The sequence below is a fragment of the Natronococcus sp. A-GB7 genome (genome assembly GCF_029688865.1).
Lineage (GTDB): Archaea > Halobacteriota > Halobacteria > Halobacteriales > Natrialbaceae > Natronococcus.
Map to the genome: position 1 here is coordinate 16,288 of NZ_JARUKV010000033.1, position 25,283 is coordinate 41,570.

Consider the following 25,283-nt stretch of genomic DNA (forward strand, 5'->3'; position numbering starts at 1 on the left):
CGCCGGACGGTTCCGGTTGGGCCTACCGAATGTCCTACCGCCGAGCTGGCATCCTCACTGCTCGTCGGATTCGATCGACCAGTTGCTCGGCAACGACGGAAAACAAACCAAAGCTCGGCCGTCGGCCGATCAGAGATACGATTTCGGCACTGACGCACCAATCGTGTAGTTCGGATCGACCATGTTCCCCAAGCGGACCGAGCCGACCTGACTGAGAAACATGTATGCGTCGTACGTCTCGAAGCCGTACTCGTCGACCATCCACTCGATGAGTTCGCGGTACGCGATGCGTGCCGCATCCTCCATCAGACGCATGCTCCCGACGGCCATAATGAACTCGTCGCTCTCGATCCGCGGCCACTCGATAGGGGCGTCGGGAATCACGTCGACGGTGATCATCGTTACCGTCGGAATCTCGACCGCGACACCGCACAGTTCGCCATCTCCCTGTGCGGCGTGGCAATCACCCAGATACAGCAACGCTCCATCAGTATTGACTGGCAGGTGAATCTCGTTTCCCGGTCTCACGTCGGGGAGGTCCATGTTACCTCCGTGTTTGAACGGCGTCACCGAACTCACCGAGTCGATCTCCGGCGCAGTTCCGATCGTTCCGATAAACGGGTCATACGGAATCGTCGTTTCGTCGTCCCACGCGATGCCGTCAGTCGTGACGTCGCTCATGTTTACTTGCTCCGGCAAACTGTCGTGTAACATCGCGGTACGATCCGTCGCCGTCAGTCCCCCGAAGTACGGAACGAGACACGTCGTCCCTCGAGGCTGCGGTCCTCGAGGTTCAATCGATTCGATCGTCACGCGGAACGTGTCTCCTTTTTCAGCTCCGTTGACGTAGATCGGTCCGGATTGGGGATTGAGATGAGAGCCTTCGAGCGCCTCGCTCGGTCGGTCTTGATCGCCGGTGATCTTTCCGCCGAACGCGTCGACCGTTTCGACGGCGACGGTTTCGCCAGGTTCGATCTCGAGAACCGGTTCGGCGTACGGGCCGATCGTGTAACGGAAGTCGCCTTGCTGATCGATAGATAGCTTTCGGGTCGCCATCCATTGAACGTTCGCACACTTATTACTTGAATGTTAGCACATGAGAACCCCTCGATCGGATTTCAAGTGTCAATCGTGCCGTTCCGAGACGTGTCCGCTCACGAAACCGAATGGCATTGAAATTCTATTGGATATCCTATCGATATTTCTAATGCCATCTCCTTGGCAAATGTTGCTTGTGCCAGTATCACATAGTAGGAGAGGTGCGTACCAGTGTGACAATGGCGACCAGCGATGTACTTGCAGATCTCGTCGATCTGGTATCGCAAGTCGAAGAGAAAGGAGGCAATGTCAGGGAAATTTCGATCGCAGAGTCCAAGGAACTCACGGGGACGGTTCGGATCGGCCTTCCGGCCTTCGAAGCTACCACCGACGAAGTTAGATTCGACGTTCTCGAGGCGGAGTTCAACGAAGGGGTCGTCGACCTCGCGGTCGAAGTTTCGATTCCACCGACCGATCAGCGCTCGCCCCCGGAGCAGCGAACGAGCGTTATCGACGATCCTGATCGAACCGAAACTGGATCCCAGCCAGTGTACAAAGATCCCACAGAGCTCAAGAAAGTCTACGAGGAATTTGATACGTTTCCTGAAATGACCGAAGCGCTGGGCGTGGATGTTACCCCCGAAACAGTTCGTCGCTACATGGTCGAGTACGAGATTCACGACCCCGTGGCGACTAATCGGACAAGCGAGCTACTCGCAGCCGGTAAGAGTGCAGTGCAGACCCCCGTAACGGAGGAGTCAGACACTGAGAACGCATCGACAGACGATGGTCTCGTCGAGGCAAAAACGGATGGTGGCGTTGTCGAATCGGATACCACGTCTTCATTTGAGACCCAATCGGTGGCAGAACTCCTCGCACGAAAGTCGTCCAGCGACGAGACGCCTCTCGTTGCAGACGGGAGCGGTATCCCGAAATCACTGACTGTCGCCGAACTCGCCGACATTCTCGAGCGTTCGCGGACGATCACGGAAGCACAGCGCTCGCTCGATCTCGACTACGAGCAGACCCGGCGACTACTGCGAAAACTCGGCCTCCTCGAGTTTGTTACCGGGCGTTTAGCCGCCTCACATTCGAAAGTGCCGCCGGAGCTCGTCACACAACACTTAGAAAATTATTCAGATTCTGGGTGCGCAACATAAGTCGGCCTCGAAGCGAGCCCGTCGCAAATCACACCAACATCCGCCTCCCGACAATCCGTGCGAGTAGTTCGGCGCCAGCGACGACGTCCTCCCGCTCGGTGTACTCGTTTTCGTGGTAGCGACTCCCGTTGACGCTTGGTACGAGAATCATCCCAATCGGCGCGGTATCATTCGGATAGTTCGCGTCGTGTCCAGCACTGCTGCGCAGCCGCACCGTGTCACATCGGACCTCCACTGCAACTTCGGCAACGATTTCGATACACGCGTCGTTGGTCTCGTCAGCGCTGACGCCCACGATCCCCTTGAGTTCGTACTCAAGCCCGTGTCGTTCGGCAGCCCACTCGATCTCTCGATCCGTCCGCTCGACGGCCGCCTCGACGACGGCGTCATCGTGAACCGGGCGAAGCGCCTCGTACTTTCACCGGTTCGAAACGCACCCGCCAAGCGAAGCGTCAAATTCATCGTTGATAACATGTTGTCGGATACCACGTCGAGGGTTCGCTTGACGCCGTCGTCTTCCGGACACGTGTATTCGGCCCGCCCGGTTCATAGGTTGTCCCACGGATCACATCCCAAGCGTACAATGTGTTTTACCGCCATAACCAGCACGACGAAGCTGATAACCCAAATCCTACTTCCGGTCGGCCGCGGCAGTTCTCTCGTTCGGAGAACACGAACGCGGACGTAGGATAAGCCAGAATCGGTATCGAAACCACATATAGAAGTCCAAGTACAGAGTCTGTGGCTATATTTCTTGATGAGTGCAGTACATTATCGAGTATTGTTCGTGATATCAGAACGTATAAGTCCCTCGTTCACATGAACTCTGGTATGAGCCAGCGTGACTCCGAGTCAAGGACGCTCAAAACGGTTTCGAGATTGATAAAGATCATCGAAGTTCTGGCTCGATCCGGGAGCATCGGCGTAACGACGCTCGCTCGTCGGCTTGACCTCTCGAAGAGCACTGTCCACGCGTACCTGAAGACACTCGAAGAGAACGGATTCGTCGTCAAAGGTGGTGAGAAGTATCAGCTCGCTCACGAACTAATGTTACTCGGGGAATCGATCCGGAGCCAACACATTCTCTACCAGGCCGGGCGAGGCGAGATAGAAGAGCTCGCAACGGAAACCGGACAGTACGCACACCTCACTATCGAAGAAAACGGAAAGGGAATCAACCTTTACCAAGCTAGAGGAGAGACGGTAGCCGGCTATGAGTACCAATCGGCGAAACTGCACCAGCCAGATCACCTTCATCTCACCGCAGCTGGAAAGGCGATACTGGCATTTTTACCGCGCGATCAGGTCGAAGTCATACTCAATCGCCACGGATTGCAACGACATACTGTTAATACGATTACCGAGAGAGAAGCGCTGTTCGAGGAGCTAAAAACGATCCGCGAGTGTGGACACGCATTTAACGACGAAGAGGAGATCGATGGATTTCGCGCCGTCGGTGCGCCGATTCGACGTCCTGATGGAGAGTTACTAGGCGCGTTGAGCGTCTCGGGTCCTACGAGCGTTCTTGCGGGAGACCGGTTCTACGAGGAACTCCCGAAAGCTGTTACCCGTACTGCGAATGAGATCGAAGTCAGCATCAATATGTCGAACAAGTACTCTACTTCGTCTCACCGTCCCGGAGACCGATAACCAACCGTTTGAGTGAAATCGTCCAGAAGTAATACCTCTGTTCGTCATGTTCAAACGGCCATCTCACTCACGACGCTACTGCTCGAGTTGTCGGCCTACGAGTAGTTACATCTGTATGGTCGTAAATAAATGTCATACACTACACTTTAGACCGGCACGTAACTCGTTGAGAGAGGTGAAGACGTCAGAGGCGTCTCAGCCGAGTTCCGAATTACCGACTTCTCTTCCAGTTGGGCGAGAGTTTGTTCGCATTCTTGAAACGCGAACTGGTTCCTGGGGCGAAAAGAACACTTGTTATCCGGTTGCTGACCGACGATGCGTTGTAATTCTCAGGCGCTATTACGGTCAGATGCCTACTCGTACGAGTCATAGATCCGTTTTATTACCGAGTCCAGCAACGAATGCAACTGATATCTGAGCCCACCGTTCGAGTACTCAGAGGTCGATTGATTCGTCCTGCAGCGGCGCCTCGAGATGGACGACATCGAGTTCGAGAGTACTCGAACTGACCGAAGGTACACTCGAAGAAGCAACACAGATCTCACCAGTCCAGGACGTCGACTCGAGAGCGGGGTCGCGACACTCCGAGACCAGAACGCAGATCGCTACGGAAGCGAGCAGAAAGTCCTCTTCCGACCTCGAAAGTGGATTTACGCTCGAGCAGTTGGTCCAGAACGACAAAACCGTTGCCGAGTCGGACCGAACTGTCGCGTTCGTCCGGGGCCACCGATACGTCCCTGCATCTGCGCTCCGAAACAACCCCACTACAACATCTGTTCTCGAGGAGTAGTCCAGAGACCCGAGAAACGCACCGCCAACACTCAGTTAGTACGGCTGGCCACCAGCAGACGTTCGGAAGACCTCATTTTTGGGATCGTCCTCAGCCAGTACCCATTCGCCTTCAGCAACAAGCTGCTCAAACTCATCTCGCTCGTAGTCGTAGATCTGTCCAAGAGGGACCAACGAGACGAACTGAGTTGTCCCCAGTATTGAGCTCGTAGAACAACGGCTCATTTTCAGACTGTGGACCAAGGGCACCCTCCCAGTTCTCGATATCAGCGGTTGGATTCATATCAGACATGGAGCACTCTACGGACTCTTTTGTAAAGCCGTTCGTACTATCCTCGAGGCTCGAGATTACGGTCCGTAGCCATCCATGACAGCCGCGTTCGAAGAAACTCGAGAAGGGGACAGCAGCTGGGGCAGAACTGCCGCTCTCGCCAGTTGTGGAAATACCATCTAAGTCCGTACTTACAATAGACTTGTTCTGCTGTTCGACTAGCGACTGTCTTGCTGCCTTATTTCACCGTTTTGAAAAAGCTCTGCAGTTATGCACTACACAGGCAACATACACTGCCGTCTGGGCGGTCAGACAAATATAGAAGTTTTCAATTGGGGCAAATCTGTGGAGGGCCTACAGTATACGAACTCAAATTCAAGCGTCACTTGACTCAGCTTACCCCCGAATCAATGTCGTCAAACTCACCGCTCAACCAACTCAGCGCTGCAACGATCACGCTTCCCTCGAGTGCTGTCGTCTGCATCACCCAGCAGTGGCTATGGTTTTGATAGAAACCACAACTCTACAATAGCAGTAGGCTACGCTCCCGAATTGAGAACTACGCGAGAACGACTTCCCGTCATAGCTCTACTTTGTGGCCAGAAGCACTTAAAGAGCAAATCGATTGTAATCCGTTTCTCTGTAAATACGAGTACACTACTCGGAGCGGTGACTCATAAACCAATCAAGGCCATGTCAGTTTCCAAACTGCACTGTTGGCGCCTGCCGTATAGCCAGATAGTGGCTACCGATCAGGTCCGGGCAGTCTCACGATGTACTCGAGATCATCATGTTCACGGTGGTGAACACAGTAGAGGCCCGGCTCGCTGGCGATCGTGCTGAGATTCCCATCTGATCGAGCAAGCGAGAGGCACGAACTCCATTCGTTCCCACCTCAACGTCTTAGCCATAATAGGAGATAATTGGCTACTCGTCACAATACCGCCGAGCCTCGCTGAATAACGCCGATGGCGCGTACAACTCGCTGGCGGCGCAGCTGCTCAAGCAATCACTCACTCTTTACCCGTGTCCGTACTCCCGTTGCAATCACACTGAGCTTGCTGTCCGGCCTCGGTATCGGGCCAGTCGCGACCACACTGTAGTAGTCGTTAGAACTTTCCGCCCATAGATTGTTGCTGTTTGTAATGGACCATCTCGACGAGATCTCCGTCGAAGAACTCCACGACGCACTCGACAACGTCGAGGGAAAGAAGCCGACGCAACGGCTGTTGGCGGCAATTGCGTACAAAAACGGCGTCACACAGACCGAACTTGCCGGGTGGCACAACACTGGCAGACGAACGATCCACAGTTGGCTCAAGCGACTCGACACTGACGAGCCGCTTGAGCAGGCCGTTACTGATGCTCATCGATCTGGGAGAAAACGAAAGCTCTCAGAAAAAGAGCAGCAGGAGTTCGAAGAGGCTGTCCACGAATCTCCCGAAGAAGTTGGAATAGACGCGTCGGCGTGGACGCCGGCGCTCGTCCAGCAGTATCTCGACGAAACGTACGATGTCGAGTACTCACTCCCGAGCTGCCGGCGATTGCTCAAAGAAGCCGGATTGAGCTATCAAAAGCCACGTCGTACAGCCGCCGAGTCCGATGGTGACGAGCAAGAAACGTTCCGCGAGGAGTTCAAAAAAAGCGGCGGGAGATGGACGCCACAGTAGTCTGTATCGATCAAACCAAGAAATCCGTGTAAGTCGAGCCGCGTGCCACGTGGTTTCCGCGCGGCACGCGGCCGTCTGTCGAATTATCCGGGCAACGTGACTGGACACGTCTTTTGGGCGCGATCACCGTCCTCAGTGATCCCTTTTTCCTCGGTTCGGAGAGTACGTCACCGCCGAACACGCGGAGCATCTCATTCTTGAATTATGAGAAGAGTTTGAAGATGATCTGTTCATCATGCTTGATGGAGCGCCGTATTTTCAGGCGTCGACCGTCACGAGCCTGGCGGCCCGCGATGACCTTGCCTTCGTTACGTTACCAGCGTACTCGCCAGAGCTAAATCCTGCCGAAGAGTGCCGGAGACAACGCCAAGCCGCTCTCGGCAACCGATTCTTTGAGTCAGTTGACGATCTTACAACGGCGATTGATACAGCTCTCGATCGACTCCCTATTTATACAGTGAGCAATTACTTCTAATGGCAACTATAGTCATATCACCTGGCTCGAATAAATATTTGCTATGTTGATGCACACTCTCAAGCCCTCGAGTGCAACCGGACAGAGAGTTGGCTACGTGTTGATTGCTTTCCCAGCCTACTGGGACGTGAGTGACTGCCGGTCGTGAATAGGTCCTTCCCGATCCACAAGCCGACCACCGTTACGACCGTTACTAACTGCAATAATTTCCGATACGATACTCAGGGCGATTTCGACTGGTGCATCACTACCCAGATTTAGCCCGACCGGAGTCGCAATCCGTTCTCGATCCCGTTTCGAGAGTTCGACACCCTCATTATCCAGATCTGACTGAAGCTGCTCAAATCGCTTTCGAGGTCCCATTAATCCAATGTACGGGGCCTCTGTCTCGAGCGCGGTCTCGAGTGCGAGTCTATCATCAACAAAGTTGTGAGACATAATGAGAACGGATGTCCGTCGATCGATTCCGGCATCGGACAGGTTGCTCGGATGGGCTGCCAAGACACGATCTGCAGTAGGGAACATCTCGTCATCAGCACGTCCGCCACGAGCGGTCACGACCGTAACTTCAAGCCCGACCTGCGTTGCAAAGCGGACAACGGGGCGGACGTCCGGCTGACTTCCGAACACGACCAGTTTTTGTGGTGGCTCAATACCGTCAACAACGAGCACTATCTCTCCCGTCTCAGTTGACACAGAGATGCGGTCAGTGTTCCCTTTGGTTGCACACGTCCGTGCATCCGCTTCAATATCTGCGATAATCGGGTCAGGAAGCGTCGTTCGCTCATGAATGCGACGGTCATTAGCTCTTGATCCTCGCTCGCCGATAACCGCTCTAGCTCCGACGGGAACCGAGGGATCATCGCTCTCGATTGCGGTTATGAGACTACACGCCTCGCGGTTCGCGCGAGCGTCAACCAGCTGTTGCCACGAGTCGTCGACAGGCTCGATAAGAACGTCGATAACACCGTTACAGCCAAGACCGAGCCCCCAGGTATCGTCGTCCGTAAGATCATATGTGACGACAGTTGCGGACCCAGACTCGAGAACCTCATCTGCATCCTCCTGTAGTGGATCATGGAGACAACCGGCAGTGATTCCGCCATGGGATGTTCCATCAGATTCAATCACCATTTTGGCACCAGGTCGTCGATAAGCCGTTCCCTCGACATCGACGATCGTTGCGACCGCAAATTGAGAGTTGGCTGCAAGAGCTTGCTCAATTTGCCGGTAGACCTCGGATGTAGTGGTACTCGATGAATCTGCCGCCATATGCATAGATTGGCTATTCGATCGACACATATATGGTTGTCGTTAGTCATTGTCATACTATGCCCATAGAGATAGATATCACGCTGAATGGGGCTGAACGTACGTTCGAAGCTGAACGGTCGGATTCGCTTCTTGATGTTCTTCGTCGAAATGGCTACACTGGCGCGAAACGTGGCTGTGATACGGGAGACTGCGGCTTCTGTACTGTGTCTGTTGATGGCGAACCAGAGCGTTCCTGTATTAGACCGATCACCACAATGGATGGGGCAGAGATCGAGACCATAGAGGGGCTCGGTACTCAGGATGACCTTCACCCCATTCAGGCGGCGTTCGTTGATAACGCCGCGCTCCAGTGTGGTTTCTGTATTCCAGGAATGATCATGCAGTCACGAAGTTTGCTTCAGGACAATCCTGATCCTACTGAAGCCGAGATCCGCAAGGGACTCTCAGATAACCTTTGTCGGTGCACCGGCTATGAGAAGATCATCGATGCCGTGCAGGACGCCGCTGAACGGATGAATAGCGACCAGACCGTCGCTACTGATGGTGGCGACTCGACTCACGAAACAATGCCATGTTCAAGCCAGAAGTGCAGGGGTGAGAGCGATGAGTAAACCTGATGAGCCACAAAGCGATGAGGCTCACCAGCAATCGAGCTCCGCCGAGGACGAACACCCCCTCGAGTGGGACGAGAGCCCGAACAATCGAAAGTCCAAGAGCGAACGACAGGCCATCTCCAAGCGCGAAGAGAAAAACGACGCTCGAAAAATCGTTACAGGTGAGTCGAAATACACTGCCGATTACGCGCTAAATTTCCCGGATTTAGCTGAGGCGGCGGTCCTACGGTCTGATATTGCACACGGATACGTAACCGAGATCGATACGAGTGCCGCTGAAGCAATGGAGGGAGTCTATGCAGTCATCACGCCAGATTCCGACGAGGTGCCTGACACGATGTACACCTCTGCAGGACAGTCCTATCCCGAACCAAGCCCATGGGACCTGAGCGTTCTCCGGCGAAAAGTTCGCTATGTGGGCGATCCAATCGCAGCTGTAGCAGCCACAGATAGCCAGACAGCCGACAAAGCTATCAGAGCGATTGACATCACGTACGAAGAGCTAGACGCCGTTCTCGACCCAGAGGAGGCGATGGAGCCCGATGCGCCACAGATTCACGATCCCGATCAGGTAGAAAACATTCAGCCGGGTGCGGACTACGAACGGAATATCGAAGCACAGACTGAAGGCGAAATCGGCGATGTGGACGCAGCATTCGAGGAGGCAGCGACCAGAGACGACTGGCTTGTTACTGAGACCGAGTGGAAAACGCCGTACCAATCCCACTGTGTCCCCGAACCACATACGACTATTGCACAGCGCGACGAGGACAATCGCTTTCACCTTATCTCGAGTACGCAGGTTCCGTACCATACACGTCGGCAACTCGCGCATCTATTCGACGTTCCAATCCGGGATATTCGGGTAACGAAGCCAAGAATCGGTGCCGGATTTGGCGCCAAACAGTCGATGCTGATCGAACCAATTACCGTAGCACTGATGCTGGCTGCAGATCGCCCTGTGAAATTGGAGACGACGCGCCGCGAGCAGTTCTATGCCATGCGGTCCCGACGTTCTGCTCGAGTCCGAATGCGAAGCGTCGTTACCCAGGAAGGGGAAATCAAGGCACTCGATATGTCGGCGGTTACGAACTCGGGTGCGTACGGACCGCATGGATTGACAGTAACCAGCTCTATTGCGACGAAACCGCTGCCGCTGTACACGCATACACCGAACATCCGGTTTGAGATGAAAGCAGTCCATACTAATCTCCCGATCGGGGGCGCAATCCGCGGCTATGGTGCCCCCCAGGGGCACCTCGCGCTCGAGGGCCACATGGACGAAGTCGCCAACGAACTGGAGCTGGATCCCATCGACCTTCGGTCGCGGAATCTCATCGGTAACGGTGATCTGGATACTGCATCGGGTGTTACGAAGGATGGTGAGGATGTCCGCCGGATTCGCTCGTGTGGTATCGATGAGTGTATCGAGCGTGGGAAAGACGCTATCGGCTGGGAAGAGGTCGAGCAGCCTGAAGAGGAACATCTTCACCGCGCCTGTGGTGTTGCTCTCACCGCTCAAAAAAGCGGTGTCGCAGGCGACGAACTCGGTGCTGCACATATCAAGATGAACGAGGACGGGTCGTTCATCCTTCAAACAGGCGCTGTCGATATCGGGCCCGGTGCGGACACTGCAATGGCACAGATCGCTGCAGAAGTTCTCGGTGTTCCACCTGAGGATGTTCTCGTTCAACCCTCGGATACGGATATCTCACCGTTCGATTACGGAGCATATGCGTCCTCAACAACGTACGTTACCGGAAGTGCAGTAAAAAAAGCAGCCGAGGAGGCACAGACTCACCTCTTCGAGTTTGCCTCACAGATGCTCGATGAGCCAGCAGAGAACCTTGAAGCCCGCGGCGGAGCTGTCCACTCGAAACAGACTGGCGATTCGGTCACGATAGAGGAGATCGGATATGAGTCTATCTACGGCGACAGGGTACGTGAGCAAATAATGGGCCAGGCGAGCCACAGTACGGACGAATCACCGGCCCCGTTTGGCGCACAGTTTGCCGACGTGACCGTCAACGAGCACACTGGTGAATTCGAGATCCATCGACTCGTGTACGCAGTCGACTGTGGCGTCGCAATCAACCCAGACCTCGCAGAAGGACAGGTCGAGGGTGCAATGCATATGAGTTACGAGCTCGCAGTGTCCGCAGGGCTCTCGTTTGACGACGATGGTACCCCGGAAACCCTTGGGTTCCGTGACTATGGGATGCCAACGACAGAGGATCAGCCTCCACTCGACTCAATTCTCGTCGAAACATACGAGCCAACGGGGCCATTTGGCGCAAAATCTGTCGCTGAGATCCCCGTTAACGGCGTTCCGCCAGCATTGAGTAATGCGATTCGCCGCGCTGTCGGCGTTAGGGTCAGTGACTTACCAATCACTGCTGAGAAGATCCAAACAGAGATTGACAATGACTAGCTGACCCGGTACTCATACACCGTGTTGTTCGCTAAGTAGGGTCGTTACGGTCTCTGAAATTCGAAAAGAGATCCATACTCATAGAGGAACGAGAAACGCGGTAGTGACTTGTTCTCCCTGCAGGCTGTCAACTACCCCACCCTACTTCGCTCACCCTGACGGGTTCGCTACCGTTCGCTATCGAACGGACCGCCGGTGAGCAGGAAGTCGGCGTGAGTCATATCCGTACTGCTAGGAGGATATAACAAAAGTTAGCACCCCACAATGAACGGACGACGTCGTAGGTTGTTCGTTGTCCGCGCTAATCGACGATAACGTCGACGTGCTTCCAGCGCTCGACGTCGACCAATCCCCGATTTGTGAGGCGGTACTCGGGAATGACTTCAAGCGCGAGAAACGAGAGCGTCATCAGGTCATGACGATCGAGACCGAGATCCTTCGCCCGGGCGATGACCTCCTTGAACCGCTCGCAAACAGTTGACAGCGAGTCGTCGGACATTAGCCCGGCGACCGGAAGCGGCAACGCTGTGATCTCTTGTCCGTTCCGCTGTGGGTCGTAGACGGCGATACCGCCGTCGGTTTCGCGAAGGTGATTCGCGATTCGGGCCATCGTGTCGTACGCCGTCCCCGCGACGATGCAGTTATGCGCGTCGTGAGCGACCGTCGAACCGATCGCCCCCCGCTCGAGACCGAGACCCCGAACAAAACCACACCCGATACCGGCGTTCTGACCGTGCCGCTCGATCACCGCGAGGGGAAGCACATCGTCGTCGGGTACCGGTTCGATCCGCCCCTCAACGACGGGGAGAGTCGCCTCTGTACATCCTGTTTGAATACCATCCGCAATCGTGAGGGCACGAACCGTGACTCGCTCCGTTTCTGCCGGCAAAGTGAGCGCGAAATCCGCTCCTGAAACGGGCTCGAAATCGACGGTTTCGGATGATAGAGCGGTGGACGACGGGTGGCAAACGGAACTCGTCGGATCGATCTGTCCGTCGATGAGGACGCGGTCGACGTCCCACGATTCGAGGTCGTTGAGCAGGACAAGGTCGGCAGGTGCACCGGGCTCGATCCGTCCGTACGGAAAGTCGTAGCACTCTGCCGTGTTTAGCGTCGCCATCTGAACGGCCTCGATCGGATCGACTCCTTCTTCGATCGCCTTTCGTACCGCGAAATCGACGCCGCCGTTTTCGACCAGGTCGACGACGTCCCGATCGTCCGAACACAGCGAAAGTCGCCGCGTTGGGACTTCGTCGACGATTCCGACGAGATCTTCGAGATTCTTCGATGACGATCCTTCGCGAAGGTACACGCGGAAACCGAGATCGACTTTCTCTCGCGCCTCGGCCTCGGATATACACTCGTGATCGTTGTCGAGGTACCGCGCGGCCTCATGTAGATCCGAGCCGCTGACCCGCGGAAGGTGGCCATCGACGGTGAGTCCCCGCTCGCGAGCGGCGCGTATCTTCGCGTGCAGATCCGGGTCGTTTTCGACGAGCGCGGGGAGGTCCATCACTTCGCCGAGCGCAACAACGTGTTCGTGCTTGAGCAACGACTCGACGCCGTCGGCATCGAGTGTCGCCCCACCGTCTTGTAAATTCGAGGCTGGAACGCTCGACGGGACGCTAAACCGCACTTTCAATGGCGTTTTCGTCGCATCCTCGAAGACGGCGCGGACGCCGTCAGCCCCGAGAACGTTCGCAATCTCGTGGGGGTCGTGGACGATACTGGTCACGCCGCGTGGTATCATCGCTTCCCCGTACTGAGGGATCGTGACCATGCTCGACTCGACGTGCTTGTGTGCGTCGATCAGTCCCGGTGCGATGTATTCGGCTTCGAACGTTCGCTCTGCCGGCCGCTCCTCGAGCGCGACTATTTCACCGTCATCGATGGCGATCGCCCCCTCTTGAAGTGCGCCAGCGTTGACGTTGACGATCGTCCCTTGAACGAGTGTATCTACCTGGCTCATGGTTTTACAGTTCGGTTGGACGTTCGTCTGGCGATCGCATCATTGAATAGACCGTTCGCCCCGTCTGGACGAGCTCAGTTCGGCTCGAAGGGACGGACGAATCCACAGTCAATCGTCCTCCTGCATAGCAGTGGAATCGCGCGGTGAGGGATCATCGCCGGCAACTGGTTCCTCCAGCCCGGCTTCGAATTCGCCGTCTGGTCGCGGAACAAAGGTATTGAGCAAAACTGCAGAAAGTGCAGTCATGATCACCGCATTCCCGAAGAAAATCTCGGCGCTTCCCGGCAATGCTTCGAGCGCTTCGGGACGGACTTCAACGCCGAGTCCGAGACTGATCGAAACGGCGATGATAACCATATTGCGACGGTTCATCCGTTCGTTGAGGAAAATGAGTCGAAGACCACTCGCCATCACCATGCCGAACATAACGAGCACGGCACCACCGAGTACCGAGTCCGGGATCGTCGCGACGACCGCACTAACCTTGGGAATGAAGCCGAGGACAAGGAGGATGCCGCCCCCGATACCGACCACGTATCGACTCATCACGCCGGTAAAGTTGATGATTCCGACGTTTTGAGAGAACGTTGTCAGCGGAAACGCACCGAAGATCCCACCGAGTGAACTGCCGAACCCGTCGACGAACAGCCCGCCGCGAATCTCTCGCTCTTTTGGATTCCGACCTTCAGCGGCCGTGATGCCGGACATATCGCCGATCGATTCAATCGCCGCCGTAATAAAGAGTGCCGTAAATGTGAGGATTGCTACCGGTTCGAACGCGAATCCGAACCGACCGGGAACCGGAAGCGCGAACCAGCTTGCCTCCGCGACGGGAGTGAAGTCTACGATGCCAATCGCAATGGCGGCCAGATAGCCGACGACAATTCCAATGAGTATGCTAAGAACTCGCCAGACGCCCTCCATAAAGAGGTTCATTCCGACGGTGATTCCGAGGACGAGCATCGCGAGTCCAAGGTGGTAAAGCGCGCCGTAATCGGGGGCTTCGGCGCCGCCGGCCGCGTAATCGATTCCAACGGGGATCAAATACAGACCGATGATCATCACGATGAGGCCAGTGACAAGCGGCGGGAAAAACCGTCTAACACGGCTGAACTGCCACGCAATGAGAACCTCTACCAGTGCTGCGACGACGATTGCCCCGAACACCGCATCAAGACCATATTGCCCGCCGATGGCGATCGCTGCTCCAACGAACGCGAAACTCGAGCCCATAACAATCGGGAGTCGCGCGCCGACCGGTCCGATTGGAAACACCTGTACGAGCGTCGCGAGGCCTGAAAAGATCAGGACCATCTGAATGAGATAGGTCGTGTCCGCTGCGCCGAGCCCGATTGCGCCCGAGACGATGATCGCGACCGCGATGGTTGGAACAAACATCGCCGAAACATGTTGCAGTCCTAAGAAGAAGGACTTGAGGGCTGGGGGTTTCTCTTCCAGCTCATACGCCAACTCGATGGACCCGTCATTAGGTGGCATGAGATAACATGCATCAAATATGCATGCACCGTCATAAAGTCTTGGTAGGGAACGATACTGACAACTCCTTTCCCTACTTAGATACAATCGGTCATTTCTTAGGGCAATGCTCCTCAAGTTGTTCACAACTATATACGAACAGTGAATGTAAAATTACAATGAATGGATACGATTACGTGCTTGAGATAACCCCGCCAGCGGAAACATAGTAATAAAGAATAAACGCAGCGGCCAGAACCCACTGACCAGGATGGACATCTTCTCCCTCACCCATAGCGGTCTTGACCAACGGATAGCTAATGATACCGGCTGCGAGGCCATCTGCGATGGAAGCCGTAAGCGGCATAACGGTGATCGTAAGTCCGCTCGAGATGAGCCACGCGGGGTGTTCCCAGTTGATGTCGGTCACACCCTGGAGCATGATAATGCCAACGACTACCAACGCCAGATACGACGCGTATTGCGGGATTGCAGCGATTAGTGGGACAGCCACCAATGAGAGCGAGAAAAGCGCGCCGACCGTAAGCGCGGTCATACCGGTTCGGCCACCCTCCTCGATTCCGGTCGAGCTCTCGATGTATGTCGTAACTGTCGAGGTGCCCACCATCGCACCGAATGTGGTACCGACCGCGTCTGCCATCAGCGGTTTTTCCATCTCCGGTAGATCGCCCTCCTCGTCAAGGAAACCGCCAAACTGCGAGACGCCGATAAGCGTGCCTGCAGTATCGAAGAAATCTACGAAAAAGAAGGTGAACACAACCAGTACGAACGTTGCCGGCTCAATCTGGTGGAAGCCCTCGAGGAATGCTCCGGCCAGCGGCGTGATATCATACTGCGGAGATGCGAGTTGGGCCGGCGCAAGAACGCCGCGTTCGACGACGCCAGCGAGCGTAAGTGCCCAGCCCGCAATCGCCGTCGTAATGATACCGATGATAATTGCACCGGTGATGCCGCGAGCGTACAGGATGAACGTGAACATTAGTCCCCCAAGTGCGACGAGCGCTACAGGGTCGGTTGCGACGTCGTTTAACTGAACCAACGTCGCGTCGTATGCCACGATGACGTTCATTTCGATCAATCCCAGCAAAAGCAAGAACAACCCAATCCCTGCGCCGACAGCAAACTTGACCGGTGCCGGAAACAGTTCGATAATATAGCGTCTCGCGCCGAAGTACGTCAGTGCCATGAAAATTATCCCTTCGACGAATACCGCAGCGAGTGCGGTTTGCCATGGAACGCCCAGTAGTATCACAACGGTGAACGCGAAGTACGCGTTCAACCCCATTCCGGGCGCTAATCCGAAGGGACGATTCGCGTGAAATGCCATCACGAGAATACCGGCGACAGCCGCCAAAATGGTCGCGATCGCAATCATTTGGAACACCTCCTGATCGGTGTAACCCTCGATCTCGATCGCTTCCGAGAGGATTGCAGGGTTGACGATAATGATGTACGACATCGTGAGGAACGTCGTCATGCCTGCGATTACCTCCGTTCTCAAATCCGTCCCGTGCTCTTCGAACCCAAAGTACTCCGCTAACCGCGATCCTGAGTCGCGTGATTTCGACATATGATGCATGTCATTCTATACCACCCTATATGTTTCCCTAACTCACCATTTTCGAAATGAAATACAATGGTCGCCCACTGTTTGGTAATGGAGATCAAAAGGCGATTATACGAGTGCTGGTGCCGTACGATCCGCGGGAGCCGAAGACGCGGCTTGCTGACATACTGACGACTTCAGAGCGGCACGCGTTCACAGACACGATGCTTCAGGCCGCCGTTGCTGCGGTTCGAGATGCAGGGGCCGACCAGAGGTCTTCTCCACTGCGTGATCGACGCCGACGTATGCAGTGGCCGCCGACAAGCAACCGCTCTCACGCGCGGTCAACGCGCGTCTGAAGACTGCAGATGAACCACTCGGAGTGATGAGAAACTAGCGGTCAACTACCCCACCCTACTTCGCTCACCCTGACGGGTTCGCTCGTGGAGGGTGGGGCTTGTCCATGAACTCGGCCTCGAACCCTTCCGGGTGGGGCGGTAAATCCGCCACTCGGCGTCACTGTTCCAGACTTTAGGGCAAGCTGACTGTTGCCCGTCCGCCGAGACGACTATTGGCCCCGACGGACATACCGCATCCCGGTGTTCTTCGCTGCGTTGTAATCCGCGTTCGCTTCCGACTCGCACTTCACGCATCGGAAGTCGTAGACCAGTCGCAGCCAATTTGTGCGTTCAATATATACAAACAAGATCTATTATTCATATTAACACGACACATCTAATCAGTTCTCGAGATTGGCCAGCCCCAATATTTACACCAGTATGGTCGTAATTTCGAAAAATACGGAAGACAATTGTCCAGACCCGAGAGCCTCGAAATGTACACAAACAAGTGCCAAATAGTGATGAACGAGACTACGGACTTTATGACTCGTTTTTGACTATCTCGGAGCTTCTTCTATGCATATTGACGTTCACCTCGATAACGTTCGCCGCTTTTGTTACCAAATCAATGATTTTCTGGCACTCAGAATCCTCCCCGAACATGCTTTTCGGACCGGAGACACTTAGGGATCCCAGTACAGTTCCATCCCGGGATCTAATTGGAGCACCAATAGCTTGGAACCCCTCAATCTCTTCTTCGTTGTTATGTGAGAACCCTTGCTCGCGAATGTCCGCCAGTTCTTCGAATAGACGGTCTTCGCAGGTAATCGTCTGCTCGGTACGAGCGGGCAGGCCATAGCGATCAACAATCTTTTCCACTCGCTCTCGAGGAAGATATGCAAGGATCGCTTTCCCTGAAGCAGTAATATGGAGATAGTCCCGCTGCTGGAATTTGGCCATTTGATAGCCGTCGCCAACTGCCTGTTCCCCTTTCGATTTATACAAATTGTGTCCACGGCCGTTCTCCTCCACAACCAAGTGAGCGTACTGTCCTGTTTCTGCGGCTAAGTTATCGACCTCGCTTTTCCCTATCGTGTAGAGAAGGCTTTGGTTCCGAACGTACTCCCCAAAGATCAGCATATCATACGATAACCGATAGCGGTCATCATCTTTCCTAACGAGACCGCCCTTTTCAAGAGATTTGAGATAGGTATACGTTGTACTCTTTGACTCACCGAGATGAGTAGCGAGCTCTGTAACACCTGCTCCATCCAGATGCATAAGGGCGCGTATGATATCGATTGCGTTGAGCACAGTTGTTAGTGTACGTGGATCGGATTTTGTGTCGTCAGTTGGCATAGCACAGTATCAAGGGCAAACCCTCTTCAATATTTTGTCAGTGTTCAATATATACGAACGCCCTATTCGATATCTGATTGTGACACTCCCGATGATCCAATCTGAACTGTCCACCCAGTGCAATCAATTATATAGCCGTGTACAGAAAAGCAGGCCATGACCATCGATACAGTAATTAGTGGAGGCACGCTCGTTACCAGCCAAAATACGCTTTCTAGCGATCTGGCGATAGATGATGGCACTATCGTAGGAATCGGCGACAAAGACTGCATGCCGGAACCCGAGGAAACGGTCGACGCCTCGGGACTCCTGGTGATGCCTGGTGTGATCGACCCGCACGTGCACATCGACGACCACGTTTCTCTCGACACGTACGAGACGGCCACCGGTGCTGCTGCGCTGGGCGGTGTCACGACGGTCATTGACTTCGCTTGGCAGTCGTATGTCAGTGAAGATAGTCCCTGGAAAAAAGAAAAGACATTGCGGGAAGGGGTCACACGCAAGCGCGAGAAAGGAGAAAAAGCACTTGTCGATTTTGGGTTACACGGCGGAATTCTCCGCGAGGATCCAGCTATATTTGATGAGTTGGCAGGCCTCGTTGAGTTGGGGATAACGTCGTTCAAAATGTACACTACCTATGAATTCGGTCTTTCGAACGGATTCATTCGCGAAATTCTTGAAGAACTCCGAGAAGTCGATGCAGTCGGTGTCGCTCACACGGAGGACGATAGTGTATGTAAATCGTTGACTGCTGAGCTCCAAACTGCAAGCCGAGATGAACCGATGTGGCTTCCCGCCGCCCGGCCAGATTATGCGGAAGCCATGGCAGCAGACGATATCGCCAGGCTCGCACGTGAAACTGGAACCAAATACTATGGAGTCCACACTTCGTGCCGAAAGGCAGCAGACGCACTCGCACGATATCAACGTGATGGGAGTCTTATTCGAGGCGAAACTTGTACACACTACACGACCCTGACAGAGGAGATTTATCAGAAGTTAGGGAATCTTCCGAAGATTGCGCCACCGCTTCGTACCAGCAACGACAACGATGCGATGTTTGAATACCTCCGTAACGGAACACTGAGTGTTGTTTCAACCGATCACGTAGCCCAAACTCGCGAACGAAAAGAAGAGAGCGAGTGGTGGGAGGATCCGTTCGGTGCGAATAGTCTCCAAACGAGTCTACCGGTGTTTCACGACGAGGCAGTGAACAAACGCGGGCTCTCGTATCCGCTCCTTGTTCGTCTGATGTGTACGAATCCAGCTCAGACGTTCGGCCTTCCAAAAAAAGGGACACTCGAACCAGGAACCGACGCGGACATCGTGTTATTCGATCCTGACGAGAAGTATACGATCTCGGCTCAAGATAACGCTTCAGTTGCCGACTACACGATCTACGAGGATCGAGAAGTAAGCGGAAAAGTAAAACGCACGTATCTTAGGGGCGAACTCATCGCGAGTGAAAATGAGATTATCGGCGAGCCAGGTTACGGAGAGTTCGTTCGCCGCGAACGGCCTACATGGGACGACGATTGTACAACCGCGATCAATAGCTGAACTCGGACGACGAACAGTCTCTCCTTGTGATACAGCGCTCGGGGCCCTTTTTGCCGATGATATACCCATTGAGTGTAGAGAGCACAATTGAGGGTCCGAAAGAGATAATTACGATGGTGTGAGAATGAGATACGGACACACAGTCAACAACCATGAGTTCACTAGAGTTTGAAATCGAAGAGCGGACGTTTACAGCGGAACTACACGAGGATGAAGCACCTGAATCAGTTGCTGCGATGCGGGAATTCCTTCCCCTGGAATCGGAACTGATGCACGTCCGTTGGAGCGGGCATGCGACATGGATCAATATTGACGAGATTGAGCTTCCGGAGCTTCCACGGGAGAACCATACGGTGTATCCTTCCTACGGGGACATTCTACTGTACCCAGGATACAGGAACGAACAGGAAATCTTGGTTCCGTGCGGTTCAACATGCTTCAAGAGTCCAGCAGGCGAACTCGCCGGCAACCATGTTGCGACGCTGGATGCAGAGCGGGAAGAACTCCGAGAGATGGAGCAAGAGACACTCCGAACCGGGATGAAAGAGGTGATTATTCGTCTGGAGGAGTAGACCAGCGAAGAACTCTCCATCAGCACACTCGGATAGTTTGGCTGCCAGAGTCTCATTCAGTCGCCAGGTCGTAGAGTGCTCCCGTAAGCAACCGCGTTGAAGTGGCACAGTCACTCCAGTCGGTCCACTCCGCTGCACTGTGCGAATATCCGCCCTCCGAGGGGGCGAAAATGAGTCCGGCGTCAGTTGCTTTCGCGATATGCATCGTATCGTGCCCTGCACCGGAATGTAATTCTATAGTACTGATTTCTGCTCGTGTGGCTGCGCTGTGAAGCGCTTCGATACAGCGTTCGCTCATCGAGATAGGTTCAATATCGTACGGGCGGCTGAAGGTCGTTTCAACGTCGCGTTCGTCCTCTAATCGATCTAAACACTGCCGAATACTCGAGACAATCTGTTCCATAGACTCGTATTCGACATCCCGGATATCGACTCCGAGATGTACGGAACCGGGAATAACATTGATCGAGCCTGGTTCAACATCAAACTGGCCCACAGTCCCAACAGCTGTCTCACTGTGTGTCTCGACGATTTCGTTTGTTACTGACTCGATCTCGAGAGCCAGTTCGCTTGCTGCAGTCAATGCATCGATGCGAGAGTCCATGGAAGTAGTTCCCGCGTGATTTGCCTCGCCGAGGATCTCAATATGACAGCGGATGGTTCCGGTAATATGCGTCACTATACCAGCAGAAACAGGGGCCTCCTCCAACCGAGTGCCCTGTTCAACGTGTAGCTCGAGCCATGAATTCCATGCGGTTGCGTCCAAGCGCTCTTCGCCTCTAAAGCCAATCTCTTCCAGCGCCTCACCCAACGTTACACCAGCCTTATCAGTAGTTGCAAGCGCATCTGCTACACTGGCGTCACCAATTGCCACTGAAGATCCGAGTACGCCATCAGAAAACCGTCCCCCCTCTTCTTCGGTGAACGCTACGACTTCGAGAGGAAGACTAGGAGAAAGTCCAGCGTCTTGCATGGCGCGAATCGCCTCAAGACCAGCGTATACACCGAGTACACCATCAAACATCCCTCCATCGATGACCGAATCGAGATGACTGCCAGTTGCGACTGAACGAGCGGCCGGGTCGACATTGTCAGGCACCCATCGACCGGTGATGTTGCCAACGGCATCGACGGAAACCTCCAGTCCTCGTTCCTCGAGTTTCTCTACGAAATATTCTCGTGCCTGTTTGTTGGCTTCCGTGCCAGTCAGTACCGTCCGACAATTACCTTCCTCGACAGGAACGGAGCCGAATTCGGCAGTGTGCATGATATCAGCCCGAAGTCTCTCCTCGTCAACGTATTGGTAGAGATGATGATCCATTGTCTGACTATGGTATGGTAAAACACGACTTCTTTTGAAGTTATCGGAAGAACGGATCCTCAAGTCCCTCAGAAACCCCATCTGTCTGCTGTACAAAAACAGTACGGCAAACCAGAGCGACACTACAGAATGCCGTGGCTGAACTGTTTGAGAGATGCTGGTAAAATGTAGAGATATTGCGCGTAGCTTCCAACGGATACTGTTCAAAGAAAGTTTTAAGTGAAGAGTAGTCTATATTTGAGACGCGATGACGAGACTCACGGTTGAATATCTCAACCAAGCTGATAAGAAACGGTTTGTTGATATTCTTGGTGGCGTATACGAGGAATCACCATGGGTAGCTGAGCGAGCCTGGTCGGAGCAGCCGTTTTCTTCTACCGAAGACTTACGCCAGACCATGGCGGATGCCGTCAGAAACTCATCACAGAAGAAGCAGCTTGACCTATTACGAGCCCACCCTGATCTCGGGGAACGTACTGAAATGACTGATGAGTCCGAAGAAGAACAAGCTTCCGCCGGACTTGATCAGCTAACTCCCGAACAGTACGAGACGTTCCAACAACTGAACACAGCTTACCGAGACAAATTTGGATTCCCGTTTATTATGGCGGTGAGAGGAGAATCAGTTGATGCAATCCAAAATGCCATGGAAGAACGGATTGACCACTCTGAATCCGAGGAATTCCAGACCGCCTTAGACGAAGTCAACGTCATCGCGAAACTTCGACTCGAAGAACTGGTTGCATCGAGTGAGGAGCAATACAGCTGATGAGAACCAATCACCCGAGTATAATGATGAACACTGAGATATCGAAATACCACACATGAGCGATAGCAATGAAACCGATACCGACACTCAGAGTACTGACCGACGAACAATGAACTACGGAAAAGAAAAGGTGGCAGTCTACCGGACCTACGCCAATCCACTGGAAGGCGTTCGTACTATTCCGGAATCATCTTTCGACGGGCGGGATAACATTCTCTTCGGACTAGAAGTTCGTGTCCAGTTCGAGGGTGAAGACTTTCTACCATCCTTCAGCGAAGCAGACAACAGCAAAGTAGTCGCGACAGACTCGATGAAGAACTTCGTCCTCCATCAAGCAGGGGAGTACGAGGGAGCGACAGCAGAGGGCTTCCTCCACTTCGTCGGGAAAGAATTTTTGGACACGTACTCACACGTTGAGGCAGTCAAAATGTCGGCAACTGAATACCCGTTCGACGAGCGGCCCGTTCCCGGGGAGGACGGGTTTGAGCCGAGTGACCTCGTGTTCCGGGTCTCCGATGACGAATCGGCATTCGGAGAGATATATCTTGAACGAGATGATGACCTGATTGAGTTCAAAGAGCAGACAAGCGGCGTTACAGGGATCGAACTCATCAAAGTTAAAGACAACTCGTTCACGGGCTATGTCCAAGACGAGTATACAACGCTCCCAGAACGGGAGGATCGCGCACTGTACATCTCGCTCGATATTTTCTGGACCTACGACGAGCCGGAAGACGCGCTGGGGGAAGAACCACAGCGATATGTTCCAGCTGAACAGGTTCGAGATATCGCTCAAGTAGTATTCCATGAGGTTGACTCAAACTCAATTCAAGATCTCATCTATCAGATCGGCCTTCGAGTCTTGGAGCGATATCCAGAACTCGAGTCTGTGAGCTTTGAGGCAAATAACCGAACGTGGATTGAGGTTCGTGATGATCTAGAGGGAGATGCAAGGGTGTTCAGAGAACCACCCCGGCCAACTGGCTATCAACAATTCTCGATGGATCATAGCGACCTGGAGGAACAATGAGTGCAGAGCTGACTACACACGTCCTTGACACCAGCCGTGAAGGCCCTGCGTCCGGTGTCGACGTGACGCTTCAGCGATTAGATGATTCGGGAAATGCAGAAACAGTCAATCAGGGTACAACCAATCATGATGGGCGGCTCGATGAGCCACTCTTGACCGAAGACGAAATGGAAACCGGTACGTACCAACTCCTGTTCGAGGTCGGGGCCTACTACCGCCAATCGGAGTCGGAATCCTCGTTCTTAGAGACAGTCCCTGTTCGGTTCATTATCGATGACGTTGATGAACATTACCATGTCCCGCTTCTATTGTCGCCAGGGGGTTATACAACCTACCGAGGAAGTTGATCGTTAGGCGTTGTACAGAGCCCAGACTGATTCTTGCTAATTCCAGATCTTGTCCGTGGTAAGTGTGTTCAATCCATACAAGTCGATACCAGCACGGGGATATCAGATAACATAGGTGGGTGGATTTAACAAACATATACGTATACTATACAATCGATCTGTAAGGAAACGCACTATGTGATCTGAATTGTATAAAATAGGTGTTTTGTTTGTATATTCGCCAGGAATACACATGGCCGTATGATTATAATTAGCGGACTATCCTATGCTAAATCGTCGGGAGTGTCAATATCTCGAACAACACCCGGATCTTCGGTTTCAACGAGAACAGCATCGTTGCTTTCTAGAATAAGATGACGAGCACCAGTGTCTCCACAGATTGACGCTAACGACTCAAGATATGCAGTATCAAAAAGAACCGGGTTGCCTCGGTATCCCCGATAGCCAGCTACGATAATTCCAGCAGCACCCTGCTGATAGGTCGCTATAAGACGGTTGATGGTCGTGGAGGTAACGAACGGCATATCGCCGAGAGAAATCAAAACAGCATCAATAGAGGCATGTTGACGGACAGCTCTAATCCCTGTTCTAATCGATGTTGCTTGGCCTTGCTCATATGCCCCATTAGTGACAGTCTGAACATCAAGATGACCAATAGCATCTTGTACCCGATGATGCTCATTGCCAGTTACCACATATACTATGTCGACTTTTGAACCAATGATATTTTGTATAGATTGTACAAGAACTGTCTTTCCATTGATATCGGCAAGTAGTTTGTTTTCATCACCAAACCGAGAACTAGTACCTGCAGCAAGTACAATTCCTGCGATAGTTATTGAGTCGGGGGACTGTTGACCATCTGGTGGCGAGACTATAGGAAGCGTAGTTCGGTCGGACATAGCACACTACAGTATCCGTTTAGACGTCAGTGGTCATAAGACTATACGCCAACCAGAAGTTAAGCGAGCGTTCAAAGACGCTGATTTTCGATGTGATTATACTGATCTCGAACAGCACGCCCGGTGGATGATCCATCAGCGCTGAGGACAACAACGCTTGCTCGGCCTTTCATAGGTGTTCATGCAGTGTTGCACGACTGATCTCGAGTTCCTCGGCAAGTTCTCCGTTCGTTATTTTTCGCGGCCAGACGTTTGCGCCGGGTGACGATTTCTTGGATAAGTCGGTCGGGTTCAATCTCTTTGAGACCTACCACGAGCCGGACGAGACCGGGTTCGACGAGGAGATTGAGGGAATTGTCGACGACTTCAAGCAGTTGCTCAAGGCCGGCGATTTCTGGAGGTGAGTTGGTCGAGGAGAGAGTCGACGACTGAGCCACTGCTTTTCTCCGTGTCTGTAGAGTAGTCCTCTCGAGGATCCTCATACACTTCGAGTTCAATGCGGCGTGCAGCAGCGAGGTCGCCCTCGAGGACTTCGACGTTGAGAATTGCGGTCTGGTAGATTACGAGTGCCCGAGTCTCGTTGACGTCGATATACTGGATGTTGAGACTCTCGAGTGTCGAGAACAAATCGATAGGGGCCCAAAGGTATGCTCTCGAGACGGATCCGAGTCGGTTGTCATTGAGTGAGTTAGAAGTG

The 25,283-nt window shown here is 53.6% G+C and carries 19 protein-coding genes and 2 pseudogenes; 11 read left to right on the forward strand and 10 right to left on the reverse strand.

The window, feature by feature from the left end; translation table 11 throughout:
• Nucleotides 1-129: 129 nt before the first annotated feature.
• Complete coding sequence (locus QA609_RS21655) at nt 130-1,056, reverse strand: acetamidase/formamidase family protein (protein ID WP_278304703.1); 927 nt, start codon at nt 1,054-1,056, stop codon at nt 130-132.
• A 221-nt stretch (nt 1,057-1,277) separates the two neighbouring features.
• Between QA609_RS21655 and QA609_RS21660 the strand changes: the two genes are divergently transcribed.
• Nucleotides 1,278-2,198, forward strand: coding sequence for a hypothetical protein (locus tag QA609_RS21660; RefSeq protein WP_278304704.1), 921 nt, complete (start codon nt 1,278-1,280; stop codon nt 2,196-2,198).
• 28 nt (nt 2,199-2,226) lie between these two features.
• Here the strand turns inward: QA609_RS21660 and QA609_RS21665 are convergent, their stop codons facing one another.
• Nucleotides 2,227-2,544: a M20/M25/M40 family metallo-hydrolase gene (locus QA609_RS21665; protein ID WP_278304729.1), complete on the reverse strand. Its 318-nt coding sequence runs from the start codon at nt 2,542-2,544 to the stop codon at nt 2,227-2,229.
• 485 nt (nt 2,545-3,029) lie between these two features.
• Between QA609_RS21665 and QA609_RS21670 the strand changes: the two genes are divergently transcribed.
• Both QA609_RS21670 and QA609_RS21675 read left to right on the forward strand, forming a co-directional pair.
• Nucleotides 3,030-3,848 carry an IclR family transcriptional regulator gene (locus QA609_RS21670; protein WP_278304705.1) on the forward strand — a complete coding sequence of 273 codons (819 nt, stop codon included), beginning with the start codon at nt 3,030-3,032 and terminating at the stop codon, nt 3,846-3,848.
• 2,205 nt (nt 3,849-6,053) lie between these two features.
• Nucleotides 6,054-7,053, forward strand: a pseudogene (locus tag QA609_RS21675) (IS630 family transposase).
• A gap of 117 nt (nt 7,054-7,170) precedes the next feature.
• Here QA609_RS21675 and QA609_RS21680 read toward each other — a convergent pair.
• Nucleotides 7,171-8,325 (reverse strand): XdhC/CoxI family protein, encoded by a 1,155-nt coding sequence (locus QA609_RS21680; RefSeq protein ID WP_278304706.1) that lies wholly within the window; start codon nt 8,323-8,325, stop codon nt 7,171-7,173.
• Nucleotides 8,326-8,384: 59 nt separating this feature from the next.
• Between QA609_RS21680 and QA609_RS21685 the strand changes: the two genes are divergently transcribed.
• Both QA609_RS21685 and QA609_RS21690 read left to right on the forward strand, forming a co-directional pair.
• Complete coding sequence (locus tag QA609_RS21685; protein ID WP_278304707.1) at nt 8,385-8,939, forward strand: (2Fe-2S)-binding protein; 555 nt, start codon at nt 8,385-8,387, stop codon at nt 8,937-8,939.
• A complete protein-coding gene (locus QA609_RS21690; protein ID WP_278304708.1) occupies nt 8,932-11,373 on the forward strand; it encodes a molybdopterin cofactor-binding domain-containing protein in 2,442 nt (813 codons plus the stop codon). The genes QA609_RS21685 and QA609_RS21690 overlap by 8 nt, the downstream gene beginning before the upstream one ends.
• Nucleotides 11,374-11,674: 301 nt before the next feature.
• On the opposite strand, the gene ade is transcribed toward QA609_RS21690, so the two are convergent.
• From ade to QA609_RS21715, 5 genes and pseudogenes are all read right to left on the reverse strand, one after another.
• Entirely contained in the window at nt 11,675-13,342 is a 1,668-nt protein-coding gene (ade, locus tag QA609_RS21695; RefSeq protein WP_278304709.1) for an adenine deaminase, read from the reverse strand.
• A 108-nt stretch (nt 13,343-13,450) separates the two neighbouring features.
• Nucleotides 13,451-14,839 (reverse strand): nucleobase:cation symporter-2 family protein, encoded by a 1,389-nt coding sequence (locus QA609_RS21700; protein ID WP_278304710.1) that lies wholly within the window; start codon nt 14,837-14,839, stop codon nt 13,451-13,453.
• A gap of 172 nt (nt 14,840-15,011) precedes the next feature.
• Nucleotides 15,012-16,418, reverse strand: coding sequence for an NCS2 family permease (locus QA609_RS21705; protein ID WP_278304711.1), 1,407 nt, complete (start codon nt 16,416-16,418; stop codon nt 15,012-15,014).
• Nucleotides 16,419-16,808: 390 nt separating this feature from the next.
• Nucleotides 16,809-17,046, reverse strand: a pseudogene (locus tag QA609_RS21710) (RNA-guided endonuclease TnpB family protein); the annotation flags it as partial.
• 220 nt (nt 17,047-17,266) lie between these two features.
• Nucleotides 17,267-18,085, reverse strand: coding sequence for an IclR family transcriptional regulator (locus tag QA609_RS21715; RefSeq protein WP_278304712.1), 819 nt, complete (start codon nt 18,083-18,085; stop codon nt 17,267-17,269).
• 156 nt (nt 18,086-18,241) lie between these two features.
• Between QA609_RS21715 and QA609_RS21720 the strand changes: the two genes are divergently transcribed.
• A complete protein-coding gene (locus QA609_RS21720; protein WP_278304713.1) occupies nt 18,242-19,645 on the forward strand; it encodes an amidohydrolase family protein in 1,404 nt (467 codons plus the stop codon).
• A 152-nt stretch (nt 19,646-19,797) separates the two neighbouring features.
• A complete protein-coding gene (locus tag QA609_RS21725; RefSeq protein ID WP_278304714.1) occupies nt 19,798-20,217 on the forward strand; it encodes a DUF3830 family protein in 420 nt (139 codons plus the stop codon).
• A gap of 52 nt (nt 20,218-20,269) precedes the next feature.
• On the opposite strand, the gene QA609_RS21730 is transcribed toward QA609_RS21725, so the two are convergent.
• Nucleotides 20,270-21,538, reverse strand: a complete 1,269-nt coding sequence (locus QA609_RS21730) for a M20 family metallo-hydrolase (protein WP_278304715.1) — start codon at nt 21,536-21,538, stop codon at nt 20,270-20,272.
• A 247-nt stretch (nt 21,539-21,785) separates the two neighbouring features.
• Here QA609_RS21730 and uraD point away from each other — a divergent pair, with 247 nt between their 5' ends.
• The 3 genes from uraD to uraH are packed head-to-tail and all read left to right on the forward strand — an operon-like array spanning nt 21,786 to nt 23,684.
• Entirely contained in the window at nt 21,786-22,307 is a 522-nt protein-coding gene (gene uraD / locus QA609_RS21735) for a 2-oxo-4-hydroxy-4-carboxy-5-ureidoimidazoline decarboxylase (RefSeq protein ID WP_278304716.1), read from the forward strand.
• A 55-nt stretch (nt 22,308-22,362) separates the two neighbouring features.
• Nucleotides 22,363-23,337, forward strand: coding sequence for a factor-independent urate hydroxylase (pucL, locus tag QA609_RS21740; RefSeq protein WP_278304717.1), 975 nt, complete (start codon nt 22,363-22,365; stop codon nt 23,335-23,337).
• Nucleotides 23,334-23,684 carry a hydroxyisourate hydrolase gene (uraH, locus tag QA609_RS21745; protein ID WP_278304718.1) on the forward strand — a complete coding sequence of 117 codons (351 nt, stop codon included), beginning with the start codon at nt 23,334-23,336 and terminating at the stop codon, nt 23,682-23,684. The genes pucL and uraH overlap by 4 nt, the downstream gene beginning before the upstream one ends.
• A 263-nt stretch (nt 23,685-23,947) precedes the next feature.
• Here the strand turns inward: uraH and QA609_RS21750 are convergent, their stop codons facing one another.
• Nucleotides 23,948-24,586: a nucleotidyltransferase family protein gene (locus QA609_RS21750; protein WP_278304719.1), complete on the reverse strand. Its 639-nt coding sequence runs from the start codon at nt 24,584-24,586 to the stop codon at nt 23,948-23,950.
• Nucleotides 24,587-24,858: 272 nt separating this feature from the next.
• Between QA609_RS21750 and QA609_RS21755 the strand changes: the two genes are divergently transcribed.
• On the forward strand, nt 24,859-24,990 hold the full coding sequence (locus tag QA609_RS21755; RefSeq protein WP_278304720.1) for a hypothetical protein: 132 nt from the start codon (nt 24,859-24,861) through the stop codon (nt 24,988-24,990).
• Nucleotides 24,991-25,283: the final 293 nt, after the last annotated feature.